This window comes from Streptomyces sp. BBFR51, assembly GCF_044591655.1.
Taxonomy (GTDB): Bacteria; Actinomycetota; Actinomycetes; order Streptomycetales; family Streptomycetaceae; genus Streptomyces.
Genome location: NZ_CP172448.1, coordinates 1272922 through 1290358, shown reverse-complemented (window position 1 = coordinate 1290358; position 17437 = coordinate 1272922). Strand labels below are relative to the sequence as shown.

General features: G+C 71.9%; 16 protein-coding genes and 1 pseudogene. 9 read left to right on the top strand and 8 right to left on the bottom strand.

Going from position 1 to position 17437, the window contains the following annotated elements:
• Positions 1 to 3: 3 nt before the first annotated feature.
• Positions 4 to 445: pseudogene (locus ACGH7X_RS05740) on the top strand (alpha/beta fold hydrolase); the annotation flags it as partial.
• 42 nt (positions 446 to 487) lie between these two features.
• Here the strand turns inward: ACGH7X_RS05740 and ACGH7X_RS05735 are convergent.
• Positions 488 to 1087, bottom strand: a complete 600-nt coding sequence (locus ACGH7X_RS05735) for a class I SAM-dependent methyltransferase (RefSeq protein ID WP_399882268.1) — start codon at positions 1085 to 1087, stop codon at positions 488 to 490.
• A 152-nt stretch (positions 1088 to 1239) separates the two neighbouring features.
• Between ACGH7X_RS05735 and ACGH7X_RS05730 the strand changes: the two genes are divergently transcribed.
• The 5 genes from ACGH7X_RS05730 to ACGH7X_RS05710 all read left to right on the top strand — a co-directional run bounded on the left by ACGH7X_RS05730 (position 1240) and on the right by ACGH7X_RS05710 (position 6187).
• Positions 1240 to 2013 carry an MHYT domain-containing protein gene (locus ACGH7X_RS05730; RefSeq protein WP_399882266.1) on the top strand — a complete coding sequence of 258 codons (774 nt, stop codon included), beginning with the start codon at positions 1240 to 1242 and terminating at the stop codon, positions 2011 to 2013.
• 61 nt (positions 2014 to 2074) lie between these two features.
• A complete protein-coding gene (locus tag ACGH7X_RS05725; protein ID WP_399882264.1) occupies positions 2075 to 4651 on the top strand; it encodes a nitrate- and nitrite sensing domain-containing protein in 2577 nt (858 codons plus the stop codon).
• Positions 4648 to 5085: a roadblock/LC7 domain-containing protein gene (locus ACGH7X_RS05720; protein ID WP_399882262.1), complete on the top strand. Its 438-nt coding sequence runs from the start codon at positions 4648 to 4650 to the stop codon at positions 5083 to 5085. Before ACGH7X_RS05725 ends, ACGH7X_RS05720 begins: the two co-directional genes overlap by 4 nt.
• Positions 5086 to 5103: 18 nt before the next feature.
• Positions 5104 to 5517, top strand: a complete 414-nt coding sequence (locus ACGH7X_RS05715; RefSeq protein ID WP_399882260.1) for a DUF742 domain-containing protein — start codon at positions 5104 to 5106, stop codon at positions 5515 to 5517.
• 64 nt (positions 5518 to 5581) lie between these two features.
• On the top strand, positions 5582 to 6187 hold the full coding sequence (locus tag ACGH7X_RS05710) for a GTP-binding protein (protein ID WP_399882258.1): 606 nt from the start codon (positions 5582 to 5584) through the stop codon (positions 6185 to 6187).
• Between the two features lie 28 nt (positions 6188 to 6215).
• Here ACGH7X_RS05710 and ACGH7X_RS05705 read toward each other — a convergent pair whose 3' ends face one another.
• Positions 6216 to 6644: a PPOX class F420-dependent oxidoreductase gene (locus ACGH7X_RS05705; protein WP_399882256.1), complete on the bottom strand. Its 429-nt coding sequence runs from the start codon at positions 6642 to 6644 to the stop codon at positions 6216 to 6218.
• Between the two features lie 105 nt (positions 6645 to 6749).
• On the opposite strand from ACGH7X_RS05705, the gene ACGH7X_RS05700 reads away from it, so the two are divergent.
• Positions 6750 to 7166, top strand: a complete 417-nt coding sequence (locus ACGH7X_RS05700; protein ID WP_217169543.1) for a roadblock/LC7 domain-containing protein — start codon at positions 6750 to 6752, stop codon at positions 7164 to 7166.
• Positions 7167 to 7334: 168 nt separating this feature from the next.
• Positions 7335 to 8282 carry a DUF6397 family protein gene (locus tag ACGH7X_RS05695; RefSeq protein ID WP_399882254.1) on the top strand — a complete coding sequence of 316 codons (948 nt, stop codon included), beginning with the start codon at positions 7335 to 7337 and terminating at the stop codon, positions 8280 to 8282.
• A gap of 1 nt (position 8283) precedes the next feature.
• Here ACGH7X_RS05695 and ACGH7X_RS05690 read toward each other — a convergent pair whose 3' ends face one another.
• Both ACGH7X_RS05690 and ACGH7X_RS05685 read right to left on the bottom strand, forming a co-directional pair.
• Entirely contained in the window at positions 8284 to 9150 is an 867-nt protein-coding gene (locus tag ACGH7X_RS05690) for an acyl-CoA thioesterase (RefSeq protein WP_399882252.1), read from the bottom strand.
• 19 nt (positions 9151 to 9169) lie between these two features.
• Positions 9170 to 11683: a DEAD/DEAH box helicase gene (locus tag ACGH7X_RS05685; protein WP_399882250.1), complete on the bottom strand. Its 2514-nt coding sequence runs from the start codon at positions 11681 to 11683 to the stop codon at positions 9170 to 9172.
• Between the two features lie 145 nt (positions 11684 to 11828).
• Here ACGH7X_RS05685 and ACGH7X_RS05680 point away from each other — a divergent pair, with 145 nt between their 5' ends.
• A complete protein-coding gene (locus ACGH7X_RS05680; protein WP_399882248.1) occupies positions 11829 to 12623 on the top strand; it encodes a metal-dependent hydrolase in 795 nt (264 codons plus the stop codon).
• Positions 12624 to 12643: 20 nt separating this feature from the next.
• Here ACGH7X_RS05680 and ACGH7X_RS05675 read toward each other — a convergent pair whose 3' ends face one another.
• From ACGH7X_RS05675 to ACGH7X_RS05660, 4 genes are all read right to left on the bottom strand, one after another.
• Complete coding sequence (locus ACGH7X_RS05675; RefSeq protein WP_399882246.1) at positions 12644 to 12916, bottom strand: type B 50S ribosomal protein L31; 273 nt, start codon at positions 12914 to 12916, stop codon at positions 12644 to 12646.
• A gap of 63 nt (positions 12917 to 12979) precedes the next feature.
• The gene (locus tag ACGH7X_RS05670; protein WP_399882244.1) at positions 12980 to 13450 is read right to left on the bottom strand and encodes a DUF5709 domain-containing protein; all 471 of its coding nucleotides are present in this window, start codon (positions 13448 to 13450) and stop codon (positions 12980 to 12982) included.
• Positions 13451 to 13699: 249 nt separating this feature from the next.
• Positions 13700 to 15481, bottom strand: coding sequence for an ABC transporter ATP-binding protein (locus ACGH7X_RS05665; protein WP_399882242.1), 1782 nt, complete (start codon positions 15479 to 15481; stop codon positions 13700 to 13702).
• Complete coding sequence (locus tag ACGH7X_RS05660; RefSeq protein ID WP_399882240.1) at positions 15478 to 17343, bottom strand: ABC transporter ATP-binding protein; 1866 nt, start codon at positions 17341 to 17343, stop codon at positions 15478 to 15480. Before ACGH7X_RS05660 ends, ACGH7X_RS05665 begins: the two co-directional genes overlap by 4 nt.
• Positions 17344 to 17437: the final 94 nt, after the last annotated feature.

Here is a 17437-nt window from a genome sequence, read left to right as displayed (position 1 = left end):
GGCGACGTGGTCGCGCACAGCATGGGCGGCTCCGTCGCCGCCGTCCTCGCCCACCGGCGACCGGACCTGGTCTCCCGCCTGGTCCTCACGGAGGCCGACCTCGACGCCTCCCCGCCACCATCGGCGGGCAGCAGCGTCATCGCCTCCTACACGGAGGACGATTTCGTCAACGGCGGCCACGCGCGCGTGCTCGAGAACGTCGGCCCGCGGTGGGCGGCGACGATGCGGCTGACCGATCCCCGCGCCCTGCACCGCACGGCCGTCGGGCTGCGCCGGGGATCGGAGCCCGTGATGCGCACCCTTCTCGAAGGACTTCCGGTCGACCGTGTACCTCCAGGGCGAACTCAGCGGTGAACTGGAGGGCCGGGACGCTCTGGAGACCGCGGGCGTGCGCGTGACGACCGTGCCCGGGGCCGGGCACAACGTCATGCTCGACCGCCCCGAGCCCCGACGCGTTCGCGGCGGCACTCGCGGAGCGGGGCTGAGGTCAGCCCTCGCGGACCGCGAGGGCCAGGAAACGGGCGTCCTCGTCGACGTAGGCCGTCATGTCCCAGCCGGAACCGGCCAGCAGAGGGCGGAGATTGGGCTCGGAGCGCAGGTCGTCCGGCGTGATCCGCCGCCCCTGCCGGGCCGCGAGCGCCACCCTGCCGATCGGGTGGAACAGCGCCAGCACGCCGCCGGGACGCACGACGCGCGCCAACTCCCGCAGATTCCCGGCCGGATCGGGCAGGTGCGCGACGAGACCCGCCGCGAACACGGCGTCGAGCGAGCGCGACCGCAGCGGCAGCGCGGCGACGTCGGTCAGCAGCAGGTGCCCGTCACGGTCCCTCCCGGCCCGTACGGCGGCGTGAAGCATGGCAGGCGTCAGGTCGGCCCCGACAACCAGACCCGACTGCCCCACGGCCGTACGCAACGGGGGCAGGGCACGCCCGGTGCCGCATCCCGCGTCGAGCACGCGATCACCCTTGCGCAGCCCCAGCTCGCCGACCGCGGCCGCGTAGGCCGGGCCGTCGTCGGGGAACCGGCGGTCCCAGTCGGCGGCGCGGGCGCCGAAGAACTCCTGGACGTGCGTGTGGTCGTCGCTCATGCTTCGCATGATCCCCCAATGGCCCAGAAGATGCCGCAGCGCACACGTTCGAGCGTGACGCGATCGTTCCAGCGCTCGTCTGTGTCAGATAGCAACACCTTTCGAAATGCGCCCCCGTTGTGCGCCCTGTTCGGGACTAGCGTCCCGGGGCCATGGGACACCTGGACCACGCCGCCCTGGGCTGGCTGACCCCGGCGCTGTCGTACGCGATGGCCTGTACCGGCGCAGCCCTCGGTCTGCGCTGCACCGTGCGCGCGCTCGCCACCACCGGCCGCCCGCGCCGCAACTGGCTCCTGACCGCGGCCTCGGCGATCGGCACGGGCATCTGGACGATGCACTTCGTCGCCATGCTCGGCTTCCGGGTCAGCGGCACCGACATCCGCTACGACGTGCCACTCACTCTCGCGAGCCTGCTCGTCGCCATGCTCGTCGTCTGCGCCGGTGTCTTCGCGGTCGGCTACGGCCGCAACCGCGCGCGAGCACTCCTGCTCGGCGGACTCACCACGGGGACCGGCGTCGCGAGCATGCACTATCTCGGCATGGCGGCCGTGCGCCTGCACGGCGAGGTGAGCTACGACCCGGTGCGTGTCGGACTGTCCGTGCTCATAGCCGTCGCCGCGGCCACCGCGGCCCTGTGGGCGGCGCTCAACACCGAGTCGCCCCTCGCGGTCACCCTCGCCTCGCTGATCATGGGCGCGGCGGTGAGCAGCATGCACTACACCGGCATGTTCGCCGTGAGTGTGCGGGTCACGCCCTCCGGCGAGACCTTGCCCGGGGCCACGGCGATGCAGTTCATCTTCCCCCTCGCCGTCGGTCTCGGGTCCTACCTCTTCCTGACATCGGCCTTCGTCGCGCTGTCGCCGACGGCGGGGGAGCGGGAGGCGTCCGCCTCGGCCCGGCAACCCGCCGGGAACGCCGCCCCCTGACCGCGGATCCGGGCATCAGGCACCGGTGACCACGCACTCACCCCGTCCGAACGAGGAGGCCATGCGTCCACCCCGTACCACCCCCGCAGCAGGCGCCGAGACGCCGCCCAGCCCAACCGTGCGCGGCCGTCGCGCGCACGCCGGACCGCCGGCCGACGAGAGCCCGGCGGAGCCCGTGGGCGAGGCGACCGATCCGCCCGCCACGCGCGCGTGGCGCGGGCGCGTACAGCCCCGCACCGTGCGCGCCAGGATCGTCTGCCTCCTGATGGTGCCCGTCGTCTCCCTGCTCGCCCTGTGGGCGTACGCCACCGTCACCACCGCCCAGGACATCTCCCGGCTGCGACAGGTCCAGCGCGTGGACGCCGGCGTCCGGGCCCCCGTCGGCGCCGCCGTCGCCGCCCTTCAGGCCGAACGGCTCGCCGCCGTGCGCCACGCCACCGACCCGTCGGCGGTGCCGGGCTCCGACTACCGAGAACTGTCCGCGCGCACCGACCGCGCGGTCGCGAAGCTGCGGCTCGGAGACCGCCACACCGTCGCCGACAGTGAGGAACTGCCCGCCGCAGTGGCCAGGCGGCTCGAGGCGTTCGTCACCGGCACCGAACGGCTGGGACCGCTGCGTACGGCCGTACTCGACCACCGCGCGGGCTGGGAGCAGACCTACCGTCAGTACACGACGGCCATCTCGGCGGCCTTCCAGGTGGGTGGCGCGCTGAGCGGCATCCAGGACGCCGATCTGGGATCCGACGCACGCGTGCTGGTCGAATTCGCCCGCGCGGGCGAGGCGCTGGCCCAGGAGGACACCCTGCTGGCCGGCGCCCGCCTGGCCGACGGGCTCGCCGGTGAGCGGCTGCGGCTGTTCACCGGCGCCGTCGACACACGCCGGGCCCTCACCGAGTCCTCCGTCGCCGATCTGCGCGGTTCCGAGCGCGCCGCCTGGCAGGACCTGGCCGGCAGCGGCGCCTACACGACCCTGGGGGCTTCGGAGGACATGCTGCTCGTCCACGGTTCGCAGGGACCGGCACTCGAGGCAGCGGCACCCCGGTCCACCTGGAACGGGGCCCACGCGCGTGTGCGGGACGGCATGCGGGCGATCGAGGCGGACGCCGGACGCGGAGTCTCCGACCGGGCCGACCCGTTCACCCGCGGCGTGCTCACTCCGGCCGGGGCCGCGGTCCTGTTCGGTCTTCTCGCCGTCGCCGCTTCGCTCGTCATCTCCGTCCGCATCGGCCGTGGCCTGGTGGTCGAGTTGGTGAGCCTGCGCAACAGCGCCCTGGAGATCGCCCGGCACAAACTCCCCGAGGCGATGCGCAGGCTGCGCGCGGGAGACGACATCGACATCCGCTCGGAGGCACCGCCGCGGCCTCCCGCCGAGCACGAGGCAGGGCAGGTCGCCGAAGCTCTGAGCACCGTGCACCGGGCCGCCCTGCGGGCCGCGGTCGAACGCGCCGAACTCGCCGGTGGCATCGCCGGGGTCTTCGTCAACCTCGCCCGCCGCAGCCAGATCCTCGTCCACCGCCAACTGAGCCTCCTGGACAGCATGGAACGCCGATCCGACGACCCCAACGAACTCAGCGACCTCTTTCGCCTCGACCACCTCACCACCCGCATGCGGCGCCACGCCGAAAGCCTGATCATCCTCTCCGGCGCCGCGCCCGGACGGGCCTGGCGCATGCCGGTCTCCCTCACCGACGTGGTCCGTGCCGCCGTCTCCGAAGTCGAGGACTACGCGCGCGTGGAGGTGCGACACCTCCCCGAGGCCTCCGTCAACGGCGCGGCCGTCGCCGACGTCACCCACCTCATGGCCGAGATCATCGAGAACGCCGCCCAGTTCTCACCACCCCACACACGCGTGCGGGTCACCGGTGAACCCGTCGGAAACGGCTACGCGATCGAGGTCGAGGACCGCGGCCTCGGCATGGGCAAGGACGCCCTCGCCGAGGCCAACCGCCGCATCACCCGGTCCGAGACGCTCGACCTGTTCGACAGCGACCGGCTCGGCCTGTTCGTCGTCAGCCGACTCGCCGCCCGGCAGGACATCAAGGTGCACCTCAAGACCTCCCCCTACGGCGGGACCACCGCCGTCGTCCTGCTGCCCACCGCGCTCCTGCACAGCGCCACGGCGGAGCGTTCTCCCCGGGCGGTGCACGAGGCACCACGGCCCGAGGAGCACCTGTACGCGCGCGTGCCCGGCGCCGCCGGACATCAGGAGCCGGTTCCGGCGCCGGTCGACAGGCCGTCGCTGACGTCCGCCGCGCCGGCCGCGACGCGGACCACGGCATCGGGCCGGCCTCCGGGAGCGCCCGCCCTGCGACTGCACCGGTCCCCCGACGCCCCGGGCGATCCCGACGACCACGTGAGGAGCGGCGGCCCTCACCCCGCGCAGCCGACAGGGGAATCCGACGATCTTCCCCGGCGGGTGAAGCAGGCCAGCCTCGCCCCCCAACTGCGCGACGGACGCCCCGCGGAGCCGACGCGACCGGGCCCGGTGCACGACACCGAAGAGCGCACACCCGAACTCGTACGGGACCGGATGGCGGCCTACCGCGACGGCTGGTCGCGCGGCGGTGGCCGGCGCCCAGGCCCCGGGACACCGCCGGATCCGCCGACCGGCAACAGCACTGAAGGAGACCCCGCATGATCCAGAATCCCGCCACGGGGGCCGTCCGGCGGACCCGCGAACTCGACTGGCTCCTGGACGACCTCGTCGGGTGCGTGCACGAGGTACGGCACGCCGTGGTGCTGTCGAACGACGGACTCCCGGTGGGTGCCTCGGACGGACTCGACCGCGAGGACGCCGAACACCTCGCGGCGGTCGCCTCCGGCTTCCACAGCCTGGCCAAGGGAGCGGGCCGGCACTTCGGAGCCGGGGGAGTGCGGCAGACCATGGTCGAAATGGACGACGGGTTCCTGTTCGTGGCCGCCGCGGGAGACGGCTCCTGCCTCGCCGTCCTCACCGCCGTGACCGCCGACATCGGCCTCGTGGCCTACGAGATGGCACGGCTGGTGAGACGCGTCGGCGAGCACCTCCACACCGCGCCGCGGGCCGCCGCCCGGCCGCCCGTCGGCGGATGACCCGGAAGGGCCTCACGGATGACCGACGACGGCGCGGGCGGCGACCGGGGAGGGCCCGGCAGCCAGTGGTACGACAACGAGGCCGGGCCACTGGTCCGCCCCTACGCGATGACCGGCGGACGCACCCGGCCGGGCCCCACGGGAGTGCGGTTCGATCTGATCGCCCTCGTCACGCGCGCCGCCGGCGCACCGGACGTCGACGACACCGTGCTCGGACCGGAACACCGGACACTGATCGACCTGTGCCGCACGGAAACCCAGTCCGTCGCCGAACTCGCCGCGGACGCCGATCTGCCCATGGGTGTCGTCAGGGTGCTCCTGGGCGACCTGGTGGAACTGGGTTCCGTGACCGTCAGCCGGCCCGTGCCCCCGGCGCAGTTGCCCGACGAACGGATTCTGCGCGAAGTGATCGACGGACTGCGCGCACTGTAGAGAAGGCCGAAGGACCATGACCGGCATGAACGTGCACGACCACCCGGACCGGGAGAAATGATCGATGGAGTCCGAACGCTCCGACGCCACGGACGGCGACACGACCGCGCTGGCGTTGAAGATCCTGGTCGCCGGAGGTTTTGGCGTGGGCAAGACCACCCTGGTGGGCGCGGTCAGCGAGATCAGGCCGCTGCGCACGGAGGAACTGCTCAGCGAGGCCGGCCTGCTGGTGGACGACACCGACGGCCTCGACCGGAAGACCACCACGACCGTCGCCATGGACTTCGGTCGCATCACCATCCGCTCCGGCCTGTCCCTCTACCTCTTCGGTACACCGGGGCAGGACCGTTTCTGGTTCCTCTGGGACGAACTGGCCCAGGGCGCGCTCGGCGCCGTCGTCCTCGCGGACACCCGGCGCCTGGCGGACTGCTTCCCCGCGGTGGACTACTTCGAGCACCGGCACATCCCGTTCGTGGTCGCCGTGAACTGCTTCACGGGAGCACGCCGCCACGACACACGGAACGTCCAGCGTGCTCTCGACCTCGACCCGGGAACGCCCGTGGTGCTGTGCGACGCCCGGGACCGCGACTCCGGGAAGGAGGTGCTGATCCGGCTCGTGGAGTACGCCGGGCGGGTGCACACCGCCCGGCTGCTCGACTCCGTGCGCTGACCGGCGGGGGTGCACCTGCCCGGCGGTCTCAGTCCGCCACGGACTTCAGGGCCAGGACCTTGTCCACCGGAACACGGACGAGGAGCTCGCCCGCGACGCCGTTGCGCGCTCCGAACTCCTCGGCGCGCTCCTCACCCATGTACCGGGCGCCGAGACGGGCGGCCCACCGCCGGAGCTCGCCGAGGTCCTCCGAGATCCGCGCACGCCCCTGCAGCACGACGAAGCCGAAGGGCGGCCGGTCGTCGTCCACACACAGCGCGACGCGGCCGTCACGGGTCAGATTGCGCCCTTTCACTGTGTCCTTGCCGGTGTTGAACACCACGTCGTTCCCGTCCAGCAGGAACCAGATCGGCGCCACATGCGGGCTGCCGTCCGCCCGAACCGTCGAGAGCTTGCCGGTGCGGGTGCCGTCCGAGACGAACGCCCGCCATTCCTCATCGGTCATCTTCTGTGCCATGCCCCCATCCTCCTTGCCCGGAGCACGGGCGTGGTGAAGGCTGGCTGACGGGTCCCCCGGCCAGGGGGAGGCAACACGTACGGGGAGACACGGGGAGATCGGATCATGGTGCAGAACCAGGGACTCGGCTGGCTGCTGGACGACCTGACCGCGCGCGTCGAACACGTACGGCACGCGTTGGTCCTGTCCAACGACGGGTTGGTGACCGGAGCCAGTACGGGTCTGCGACGCGAGGACGCCGAGCACCTCGCCGCCGTCTCGTCCGGGCTGCACAGCCTGGCCAAGGGCTCCGGCCGTCACTTCGGCGCCGGTCAGGTACGGCAGACGATGGTCGAGTTCGACGATGCCGTGCTGTTCGTCACCGCGGCCGGCTCGGGCAGCTGCCTGTGCGTGCTCAGCGGCGCGGAGACCGACATCGGACAGATCGCGTACGAGATGACGCTGCTCGTGAACCGAGTGGGTGAGCACCTCGACGTCGATGCACGACAGCCGGGACGGATATCACCCACGGAAGAGCCCTGACCTGCTCTGACTAAACCTGACCTGCCCTGACCTGGTCATTCATCGCTCCCACGGAGCAGGCCGCGGAGTTATCCACAGGCTTGCCACGAATGTCGCGAACGCGGCTACGGTTTTTGTGTCAGGCGGGCGCGGACGGCGCCGGCCGCACACTCCACGGGGGAGACGACCATGTCCGGCGACATCATCACGCACGAGATCACGGCCGCCACCGAGCAGCGAGGCGCCATCGGCACCACGGGCCGCGGCACCTCACTCGCCCCGAGCCGCGCGGCACGGGAACTCGGGCTCAAACGCAGCGAGTTCGACATCGCCGTACACCTCGGCCGCGTCCGCACCGTACCCGATGAAGGGGGAGGCGGCCGACGCGTCGCCCGGGACGAGATCGAGCGGATCCGGGCGGGAGAGGGGTTCCCCGAAGCGCTCCGGGAGAGCGTCAGGGCCGTCGGCACCACGGCGGGCGCGGCCCTGATGGAAGTCACCGGTGCCCGGTTCACCCGCCTGGCACGACTGGGACTGCTGGTGCCGGTGCACTTCTACCTCAACCGCTACCGAGCCGTCGTCTGGCTGTATCTGGCCGAAGAGCTACGGCAGTTCGCGGCCGACGAGAAGAACGCCGCGCTGCTGAAGGGCCGCACGCCCGAAGGGCTGCGAGACCAGTTGACCGAGGGCCTGGACCTGCGTCCGCGCAACTGGCGTGGCCGGCACCTGGGATTCCTGCTCCGCAAGGCCGACGAGCCGTGGGCCCGGGCCGCCGCGGTGGCATCGCTCCTCGACCCGGTCGAGGTCTCGGAGATCGTCGTCGACCCCTACGAACGCTCCTACCTGAACCGGTTCCGCCCGGCGCGGCCGGCCCACGCCGCACCCGGCTCCCCGGTCTCGCAACTTGCCGAGGAGATCATGACGGCGACCGACGCGGACGAGATCGACTGGCTCCGGACGGACCTGGCCCAGGCGCTGGAGGCCGCCCGCCGGCACCGATCCGCGCCCCGCCCCGCCCCGAGGGACCACGAGCGGTGTCCGGTACCGGCGGTACCGCCCGCACCCGGCCACCGGGCGCCGGAGCACCCCGGACGGTTCCGAGGTCTGCTGGGCCGGCTGTGGCGCCAGGACTCCTGACCTACAGGGCCCTGAAGAGCCCTTCCTGGACGACGGAGACCAGCATGCGCCCTTCCCTGTCGTAGATCCGTCCGCGGGCCAGACCGCGTCCGCCGGTCGCGATCGGCGACTCCTGGTCGTACAGGAACCACTCGTCCGCCCGGAACGGCCGGTGGAACCACATCGCGTGGTCCAGCGACGCCATGTCGAAACCCCGAGGACCCCACAGCGGCTCCACCGGGATGCGCACGGCGTCCAGGAGCGTCATGTCACTGGCGTAGGTCAGGGCGCAGGTGTGCACGAGTGGGTCGTCGCCGAGCGGCCCGACCGCGCGCATCCATACGGCGCTGCGGGGCTCGGCGCCCTTGACGTCCTCGGCACTCCAGCGCAGCCGGTCGACGTAGCGGATGTCGAAGGGCTGACGACGGGCCATCCGCTCCAACTGCTCCGGCAGCGCGCCCAGGTGCTCCCGTACCTCGTCGGTGACCGTCGGCAGGGACTCGGGATCCGGGACCTTGCGGGCCGGCGGCAGCTGGTGCTCGAAACTCCCCTGCTCAGGCTTGTGAAAGGAGGCGGTGAGCGTGAAGATCGTGCGGCCCTGCTGCACGGCGGTGACCCGGCGGGTCGTGAACGACCGCCCGTCCCGGTCCCGTTCGACCTGGTACACGATCGGCACGCCGGGGCGTCCGGGACGCAGGAAGTACGCGTGCAGCGAGTGCACCGGGCGGTCGCCGTCCGTGGTGCGGCCCGCGGCGACCAGCGCCTGGCCGGCCACCTGGCCGCCGAAGACCCGCTGCAGCGACTCCTCGGGGCTGCGGCCACGGAAGATGTTGACCTCGATCTGCTCCAGGTCGAGCAGGGCGACGAGGCTCTCGGCCGGATTCGTCATCGTGGGGGTTCTCCTGTGCTCACAGCTGGCCGACATCGGTGACGCGGACGACCGCACGGCCCTCCGCGTCGGAGGCCGTGAGGTCGACCTCCGCACTGATGCCCCAGTCGTGGTCGTCGTTCGGGTCGTCGAAGATCTGCCGCACGCGCCACAGCGCGTTCTGCGGCTCTTCCTCGATGATCAGCAGCTTCGGACCGCGGGCGTCGGGGCCGGTGCCGAGGTCGTCGTACTCGTCCCAGTACTTGTCCATGGCCTCGCCCCACGCGTCGGCGTCCCAGCCGGCGTCGGCGTCCATCTCGCCCAGCTCACGGACGTGGTCGAGGGCGGCGAGTTCGACACGTCGGAACATGGCGTTGCGGACCAGCACACGGAAGGCGCGCGCGTTGGCGGTGACCGGCCGTACCTGGTCGGCCTTCTCCTGAGCCTCCTCGGCGGTCATCTCCTCGGGGTTGGCGAGCTGCTCCCACTCGTCGAGGAGGCTGGAGTCGACCTGGCGCACCATCTCGCCGAGCCATTCGATCAGGTCCTGCAGGTCCTCGGACTTCAGGTCGTCCGGCACGGTGTGGTCGAGGGCCTTGTAGGCGCTCGCCAGGTAACGCAGCACGATGCCCTCGGTGCGGGCCAGTTCGTAGTGGGAGACCAGCTCCGTGAAGGTCAGCGCCCGCTCGTACATGTCACGGATGACCGACTTCGGGGACAGCGGATGGTCACCGACCCAGGGGTGGCTCCTGCGGTACGTGTCGTAGGCGTGGAAGAGCAGCTCCTCCAGAGGCTTCGGGTACGTGATGTCCTGGAGGCGCTCCATGCGCTCCTCGTACTCGACGCCGTCCGCCTTCATCGCGGCCACGGCCTCACCGCGCGCCTTGTTCTGCTGGGCGGCGAGGATCTGCCGCGGGTCGTCCAGCGTCGACTCCACGACCGACACCATGTCCAGCGCGTACGAAGGCGACTCCGGGTCCAGCAGCTCGAAGGCGGCCAGGGCGAACGTGGACAGCGGCTGGTTGAGCGCGAAGTCCTGCTGGAGGTCCACCGTGAGACGCACGATGCGTCCCTCGGCGTCCGGCTGGTCGAGCTTCTCGACGATGCCGCCGTCCAGCAGCGAGCGGTAGATGGCGATCGCCCGCCGGATGTGCCTGAGCTGCTGCTTGCGCGGCTCGTGGTTGTCCTCCAGCAGGTGCCGCATCGCGGCGAAGGCGTTGCCGGGGCGGGCGATCACCGACAACAGCATGGTGTGCGTGACCCGGAAGCGGGAGGTCAGCGGCTCCGGCTCGGAACCGATGAGCTTCTCGAACGTGCTCTCCGACCAGGCCACGAAGCCCTCGGGCGCCTTCTTGCGGACGACCTTCCGCCGCTTCTTCGGGTCGTCACCGGCCTTCGCGAGCGCCTTCTCGTTCTCGACGACGTGCTCGGGCGCCTGGGCGACGACGAAGCCCTCCGTGTCGAACCCGGCACGTCCGGCGCGGCCGGCGATCTGGTGGAACTCCCGGGCCCTCAGCGTGCGGACCCGGGTGCCGTCGTACTTGGAAAGCGCCGTGAACAGCACGGTCCGGATGGGCACGTTGACGCCCACGCCGAGCGTGTCCGTTCCGCAGATCACCTTCAGCAGACCCGCCTGTGCGAGTTTCTCCACCAGCCGCCGGTACTTGGGCAGCATGCCGGCGTGGTGGACCCCGATGCCGTGCCGGACGTAGCGGGACAGGTTGCGGCCGAACTTCGTGGTGAAGCGGAAGTTGCCGATGAGATCGGCGATCCGCTCCTTCTCCTCGCGTGTGCACATGTTGATGCTCATCAGTGCCTGCGCCCGCTCCACGGCCTGCGCCTGGGTGAAGTGCACGATGTAGACGGGGGCCTGCCGCGCCGCCAGCAGATCGGTGAGTGTCTCGGTGAGCGGTGTGTAGCGGTACTCGTAGGAGAGCGGCACGGGACGGGTGGCCGAGCGGACCACCGCGGTGGGACGGCCGGTGCGGCGCGCGAGGTCCGTCTCGAAGAAGGAGACGTCACCGAGCGTCGCCGACATCAGGACGAACTGGGCCTGCGGCAGTTCCAGCAGCGGGATCTGCCAGGCCCAGCCGCGGTCCGGCTCCGCGTAGAAGTGGAACTCGTCCATCACCACCTGGCCGATGTCCGCGTGCTTGCCGTCACGCAGCGCGATCGACGCGAGTACCTCGGCGGTGCAGCAGATGACCGGGGCGTCGGCGTTCACGGAGGCGTCACCGGTCAGCATGCCGACGTTCTCCGTGCCGAAGATCTTGCACAGCTCGAAGAACTTCTCCGACACCAGCGCCTTGATCGGAGCCGTGTAGAAAGTGACCTCGTCCCGGGCCAGGGCGGCGAAGTGGGCGCCCGCAGCGATCATGCTCTTGCCGGATCCGGTGGGCGTGGACACGATCACATTCGCGCCGGAGACCACCTCGATCAGCGCCTCCTCCTGATGGGAGTAGAGCGTGAGACCGCGTTCCTGGGCCCACGCCTCGAAGGCTTCGTACAGGGCGTCGGGGTCGGCGGTCCGCGGCAGCTGATCGATGAGGGTCACGCCCCCATCTTGCCTGCCCCGGGCCGCGATGGGGGAATCGGCTGTCCGCGTGAAGATCACGAACGCTACGCTGTGTCGTCGACGAGGCAACAGCGGACTCGGACAACTGCACAGCGGCACACGAGGAATGGGGCGGGCAACGGCGATGATGGGACCAGCACACTCACTGTCGGGGGCCGCGGCGTGGCTCGGCGTCGGAGCGGCGACCGCCGCCGCGGGACACCCGATGCCCTGGCCGGTGCTGCTCGCCGGAGCCCTGATCTGCGCCGGAGCGGCACTCGCCCCGGATCTCGACCACAAGGCGGCCACCATCTCCCGGGCCTTCGGACCGGTCTCACGGGGGCTGTGCGAGATCGTCGACAAACTGTCCTACGCCGTCTACAAGGCCACGAGGAAGCGGGGCGACCCACGCCGTACCGGCGGACACCGCACGCTCACCCACACCTGGCTGTGGGCGGTCCTCATCGGCGGCGGCACATCGGTCCTGGCCATCACGGGCGGCCGCTGGGCGGTCCTGGCGATCCTCTTCGTGCACATGGTGCTGGCCATCGAGGGCCTGCTCTGGCGGGCCACCCGCGGCTCCAGCAGCGACGTGCTGGTCTGGCTGCTGGCGGGGACCAGCGCGTGGATCCTCGCCGGGATACTCGACAAGCCGGACGGCGGCGCGGACTGGCTGTTCACCGCGCCGGGCCAGGAGTACCTGTGGCTGGGGCTGCCGATCGTGCTCGGCGCGCTGGTGCACGACATCGGGGACGCGCTGACCGTCTCGGGCTGCCCCATACTCTGGCCGATACCGGTGGGCCGCAAGCGGTGGTACCCCATCGGGCCACCGAAGGTCATGCGGTTCCGGGCGGGCAGCTGGGTGGAGCTGAAGGTGCTGATGCCGGTGTTCATGCTCCTCGGGGGAGTGGGCTGCGCGGCGGCACTCAACTTCATCTGAGGGACGCGGACCCGGTCCGCTCAGCCGGCTTCCCCGGCGTCCTGTCCCTCGCCCGCGCCGTAACGCCGCTCGAAGCGGGCGACGCGTCCCTCCGAGTCCACCGTTCGCGCCTTGCCCGTGTAGAAGGGGTGGCTCTCCGAGGAGATCTCCACATCCACCACCGGGTAGGTCTCACCGTCGTCCCACGCGATCGTCTGGTCGCTGGTCGCGGTGGACCGGGTGAGGAAGGCGTACCCGGCCGTGCGGTCACGGAAGACGACGGGCCGGTAGTCGGGGTGCTTGTCCTGCTGCATGGCTGCTCCTCGTACGGCACGGATCATTGGGGCGACGACGCGGGCCTGCCGTCGCGGGTGGCGTCAGCCGGGCAGGGAGTCCTCGTCGACGACGTGCATCGCGGCCTCCTCGGCGGAGGCGGCCGCGCCGTCGATGCCCACGTCCATGGCGACCAGCGCCGACTCCTCGTCCTCGTGTGCCCCTTCGTCGGGCGCCACGAGCCGGCCGGAACGGTCCGCGCCGACCTCGTTGTCCAGCAGTTCCCCGTCGGTGCCGTCGGAGTCGCCCAGTCCGTCGCCGTCGGGCGCGAGCTGGTCCGGCCGCTCCTCGGCGAGCCGCTGATCCAGCGTTTCGCCCCGGTGCTGCTCGGCGGCCGTCACACCGGTGTGCTCCACCGCCCAGGGGCGCTCGGGCGGGGACCAGCCCCGGTCGAGGGGATCGTCGACACCGTCCTCCTCGAGGGTGTCCTCGCCGTCGAGGAGCCCGGTGTCCTCCCTCTGCTCGGATCCGTCGGGCTGGTAGACGTCATCTCCCCATCCGTCGGCGCTGTTCACGGGTACCTCCAGGGGGTGGGGACCGGCCCCTTCTCACCGTGGACGGCGGCGGGCCGCCGCCGCACGGGGCACAGGCCTGACCCGTCGCGGAACCGCACGGTTCTCGGGCCTACCTCGAGCCGGTGCCTCCTCCCACCCTTCCACTCCCGTTCGGGACCGCGCAACGGCACGGACCCCGCCGGGGTACCCGCCACGCCCGTCCCTCCCGCTTCGCCGGCTCCTGCGTCCCCCGCCCGCCGGCCCGCGTGCTCACCCGTGCCAGGACCGCCACAGCGACGCATAGGCGCCGTCCGCCGCGACGAGTTCGTCGTGGCTGCCCAGCTCGCTGATCCGGCCGTTCTCGACCACGGCGATGACGTCCGCGTCGTGGGCGGTGTGCAGGCGATGGGCGATCGCGATCACGGTGCGGCCGTCCAGGACCCGGGCCAGGGACCGTTCGAGGTGGCGTGCGGCCCGCGGGTCGAGCAGGGACGTCGCCTCGTCCAGCACCAGGGTGTGCGGGTCGGCCAGCACCAGGCGGGCCAGTGCGATCTGCTGCGCCTGCGCCGGAGTCAGCGCGAAGCCGCCCGAGCCGACCTCGGTGTCCAGACCCTCGTCGAGAGCGCGGGACCAGTCGTCCGCGTCGACCGCGCCCAGCGCCGCCCACAGCTCGGCATCGGTGGCGCCGGTCCTGGCGAGGCGGAGGTTGTCGCGCAGGGAGCCCACGAAGACGTGGTGTTCCTGGTTGACGAGGGCGACGTGCGAGCGGACCCGTTCGGCGGACATCCGGGACAGCTCCGCGCCGCCCAGGGTGATCCGGCCGTCCCGGGGGCCGTAGATGCCGGCCAGCAGCCTGCCCAGCGTGGACTTGCCGGCACCCGAGGGACCGACCAGGGCGAGCCTGGTGCCGGGCGCGACCTCCAGCGACACCTTGCGCAGGACGTCCACGCCCTCGAGGTAGCCGAAGTGCACACGGTCGGCGTGCACGTGCCGTCCGTCGGGGGCCAGCACGGGGTCACCGGCGTCCGGCTCGATGTCCCGCACGCCCACCAGCCGGGCCAGGGAGACCTGGGCGACCTGCAGCTCGTCGTACCAGCGCAGGATGATGCCGACCGGGTCGACGAGCATCTGCGCGATCAGCGCGGCCGTGGTCAGCTGACCGACCCCGATCCAGCCCTGGAGGACGAACACACCACCGACGAGCAGGACGGAGGCGAGCACGGTCACATGGGTGACGTTGATGACCGGGAAGAGCACGGACCGCAGCCAGAGCGTGTAGCGCTCCCAGGCCGTCCACTCGCTGATCCGGCGCTCCGACAGCTCGATGCGACGTGCGTCGAGGCGGTGCGACTCGACGGTGCGCCCGGCGTCCACGGTCTCGGCGAGCGCGGCGGCCACCGCGGCGTAACCGGCGGCCTCCGAGCGGTAGGCGGCCGGCGCCCGCCGGAAGTACCAGCGGCAGCCGATCACCAGCAGGGGCACCGCGATCAGCACCGCGGGCGCCAGTGGCGGTGCCGTGACCACCAGCCCGCCGAGCAGCAGCACCACCCACACGGCACCGATCGCCAGCTGCGGCACGGCCTCGCGCATGGCGTTGGCGAGCCGGTCGATGTCCGTGGTGATCCGGGAGAGCAGGTCACCCGTGCCGGCCCGTTCGAGCACGCCGGGCGGCAGTCCGACCGACCGCACGAGGAAGTCCTCACGCAGGTCGGCCAGCATCCGCTCGCCGAGCATGGCCCCCCGCAGCCGTACCTCGCGTACGAACAGGGCCTGCACGACGAGGGCGAGCACGAAGAACGTGGCGGTCAGGCCGAGGTGCAGCTCGCGCGCGTCGTCCGAGACCCGTTCCACGAGCCCGCCCAGCAGGTAGGGGCCCGCCATCGAGGCGATCACGGCGACGGTGTTGACGGTGACGAGGAAGAGGAACGCCCGGCGGTGCCGGCGCAGCAGCTCGCCCGCGTACGCGCGTACGGTCGCGCGAGCGCCGACGGGCAGGGTGCTCGCCGTCGTGGGTGCCGCCGGGTCGTAGGACGGGGGCGCGACGCCGATCATGCCGTCTCCTCGATCTCTTCCAGTCGGTGCAGTACGGCCTCGTCGCTCAGAGCGCCGTCGCGGTCGTCGCCCGTCAGGGGCTTTGCCGGCTCCCTCCCGGCCGGTGGGCCGTCGGGGTGCGCCGCGGTCTCCTCGTCGGTCTCGCGCGTCACCACCGCCCGGTACCGGGGCTCGGTGTGCAGCAGTTCCCGGTGCGGGCCGACCGCGGCGACCTCGCCGTCGTGCAGGAACACGATCCGGTCCGCGCGATCCAGCAGCAGTGGCGACGAGGTGAACACCACCGTGGTGCGCCCCGCGCGCAGGGCCCGCACACCCTCGGCGATCCGCGCCTCGGTGTGCGAGTCCACGGCCGAGGTCGGTTCGTCCAGGACGAGTGCCTCCGGATCGGTGATCAGGGACCGGGCCAGCGCGAGCCGCTGGCGCTGGCCCCCGGACAGCGACCGGCCCCGCTCGGTGATGCGGGCGTCCATCGGGTCCTCGGCGCCGAGCGAGCCCTGCGCGAGCGCCGCCAGTACGTCGTCGCACCGGGCGGCGGCCAGCGCGTCCTCGGCGAGGACCGCGCCGGACGCCGGCACGTCCAGCAGTTCGCGGAGTGTGCCGGAGAGGAGCACGGGGTCCTTGTCCTGCACCAGGACGGCGGTGCGCGCGGACTTCAGGGGCAGTTCGTCCAGCGGCACCCCGCCCAGCAGGGCCGACGTGCCCTTCTCCGAGGGGTGCCCGCCCAGCCGTTCCGCCAGGCGCCCGGCGGCGTCCGGGTCACCGCACACCACGGCGGTGAACCGGCCCGCCGACGCCAGGAGTCCGGTCGCCGGGTCGTACAGGTCCCCGGCGGGGGCCTCGGCGGCGCGCGAGCCCGCGGTGTCGGTCGCCCGTTCCAGAGCCAGCACCCGTGCGGCCCGTTTGGCCGAGGGCCGGGAGAAGGAGTACGCCATGGCGATCTCCTCGAAGTGCCGCAGCGGATAGGTGAGGATCATGACGGAGCTGTACACGGTGACGAGTTCGCCGACGCCGATGCGGCCCTCGCGGGCCAGGTGGACGCCGTGCCAGACCACCGCGATCAGCAGCAGCCCCGGCAGCAGCACCTGGATCGCCGAGATCAGGGACCACATACGGGCGCTGCGCACGGCCGCGTGGCGCACCTCCTGGGAGGCGCCGCGGTAGCGGTCGAGGAAGAGTTCCTCGCCGCCGATGCCACGCAGCACGCGCAGGCCGGCGACGGTGTCCGAGGCGAGTTCGGTGGCGCGGCCGGCCTTGTCGCGTTGGACGTCGGCCCGCCGGGTGGCCCGGGGCAGCAGGGGCAGCACGGCGAGAGCCAGTACCGGCAGGCCCACGATCACGACGACGCCGAGCGCCGGTTCGTAGACGACCAGCGCCACGCAGACCAGGACGATGGTGAGTGCGGCCGCCGTGAAGCGGGAGACGGCCTCCACGAACCAGCCGATCTTCTCGACGTCGCCGGTGGACACGGCCACGACCTCACCGGCCGCGACGCGCCGGGTCAGCGCCGAGCCCAGCAGCGCGGTCTTGCGGGCGAGGAGTTGCTGGACGCGGGCCGCGGCGGTGATCCAGTTGGTGATGGCGGTGCGGTGCAGGAAGGTGTCGCCGATCGCGTTGCCGACGCAGCACAGCACCATGACGCCGCCCGCTAGGGCGAGCCGGCTGCCGGAACGGTCGACGACGGCCTGGATGGCGAGCCCGACGCAGAACGGCAGGGCGGAGACGGAGGCGAAGTGCAGCAGGCCCCAGGCCAGCGACTTGAGTTGTCCCCCCAGTTGGTTGCGGAACAGCCACCACAGGAATCGGGGGCCCGAGCGTGCGTCCGGCACGCCCGGGTCGGGATACGGAAGGTCTTGGATCTGCATGATGTCCCAGTGGCTCGTGTCAGGGGGTGCCGTCGCGATGCGGCATCAACAGACTGCAAACCGTGAAAGGTTCGCGTCGCCGCGTGCCCAAAAT

Coding starts and splice junctions, on each gene's coding strand:
- ACGH7X_RS05735 (WP_399882268.1), bottom strand. CDS start 1,087: ATGAGCGACGACCACACGCACGTCCAGGAGTTCTTCGGCGCCCGCGCC.
- ACGH7X_RS05730 (WP_399882266.1), top strand. CDS start 1,240: ATGGGACACCTGGACCACGCCGCCCTGGGCTGGCTGACCCCGGCGCTG.
- ACGH7X_RS05725 (WP_399882264.1), top strand. CDS start 2,075: ATGCGTCCACCCCGTACCACCCCCGCAGCAGGCGCCGAGACGCCGCCC.
- ACGH7X_RS05720 (WP_399882262.1), top strand. CDS start 4,648: ATGATCCAGAATCCCGCCACGGGGGCCGTCCGGCGGACCCGCGAACTC.
- ACGH7X_RS05715 (WP_399882260.1), top strand. CDS start 5,104: ATGACCGACGACGGCGCGGGCGGCGACCGGGGAGGGCCCGGCAGCCAG.
- ACGH7X_RS05710 (WP_399882258.1), top strand. CDS start 5,582: ATGGAGTCCGAACGCTCCGACGCCACGGACGGCGACACGACCGCGCTG.
- ACGH7X_RS05705 (WP_399882256.1), bottom strand. CDS start 6,644: ATGGCACAGAAGATGACCGATGAGGAATGGCGGGCGTTCGTCTCGGAC.
- ACGH7X_RS05700 (WP_217169543.1), top strand. CDS start 6,750: ATGGTGCAGAACCAGGGACTCGGCTGGCTGCTGGACGACCTGACCGCG.
- ACGH7X_RS05695 (WP_399882254.1), top strand. CDS start 7,335: ATGTCCGGCGACATCATCACGCACGAGATCACGGCCGCCACCGAGCAG.
- ACGH7X_RS05690 (WP_399882252.1), bottom strand. CDS start 9,150: ATGACGAATCCGGCCGAGAGCCTCGTCGCCCTGCTCGACCTGGAGCAG.
- ACGH7X_RS05680 (WP_399882248.1), top strand. CDS start 11,829: ATGATGGGACCAGCACACTCACTGTCGGGGGCCGCGGCGTGGCTCGGC.
- ACGH7X_RS05675 (WP_399882246.1), bottom strand. CDS start 12,916: ATGCAGCAGGACAAGCACCCCGACTACCGGCCCGTCGTCTTCCGTGAC.
- ACGH7X_RS05665 (WP_399882242.1), bottom strand. CDS start 15,481: ATGATCGGCGTCGCGCCCCCGTCCTACGACCCGGCGGCACCCACGACG.
- ACGH7X_RS05660 (WP_399882240.1), bottom strand. CDS start 17,343: ATGCAGATCCAAGACCTTCCGTATCCCGACCCGGGCGTGCCGGACGCA.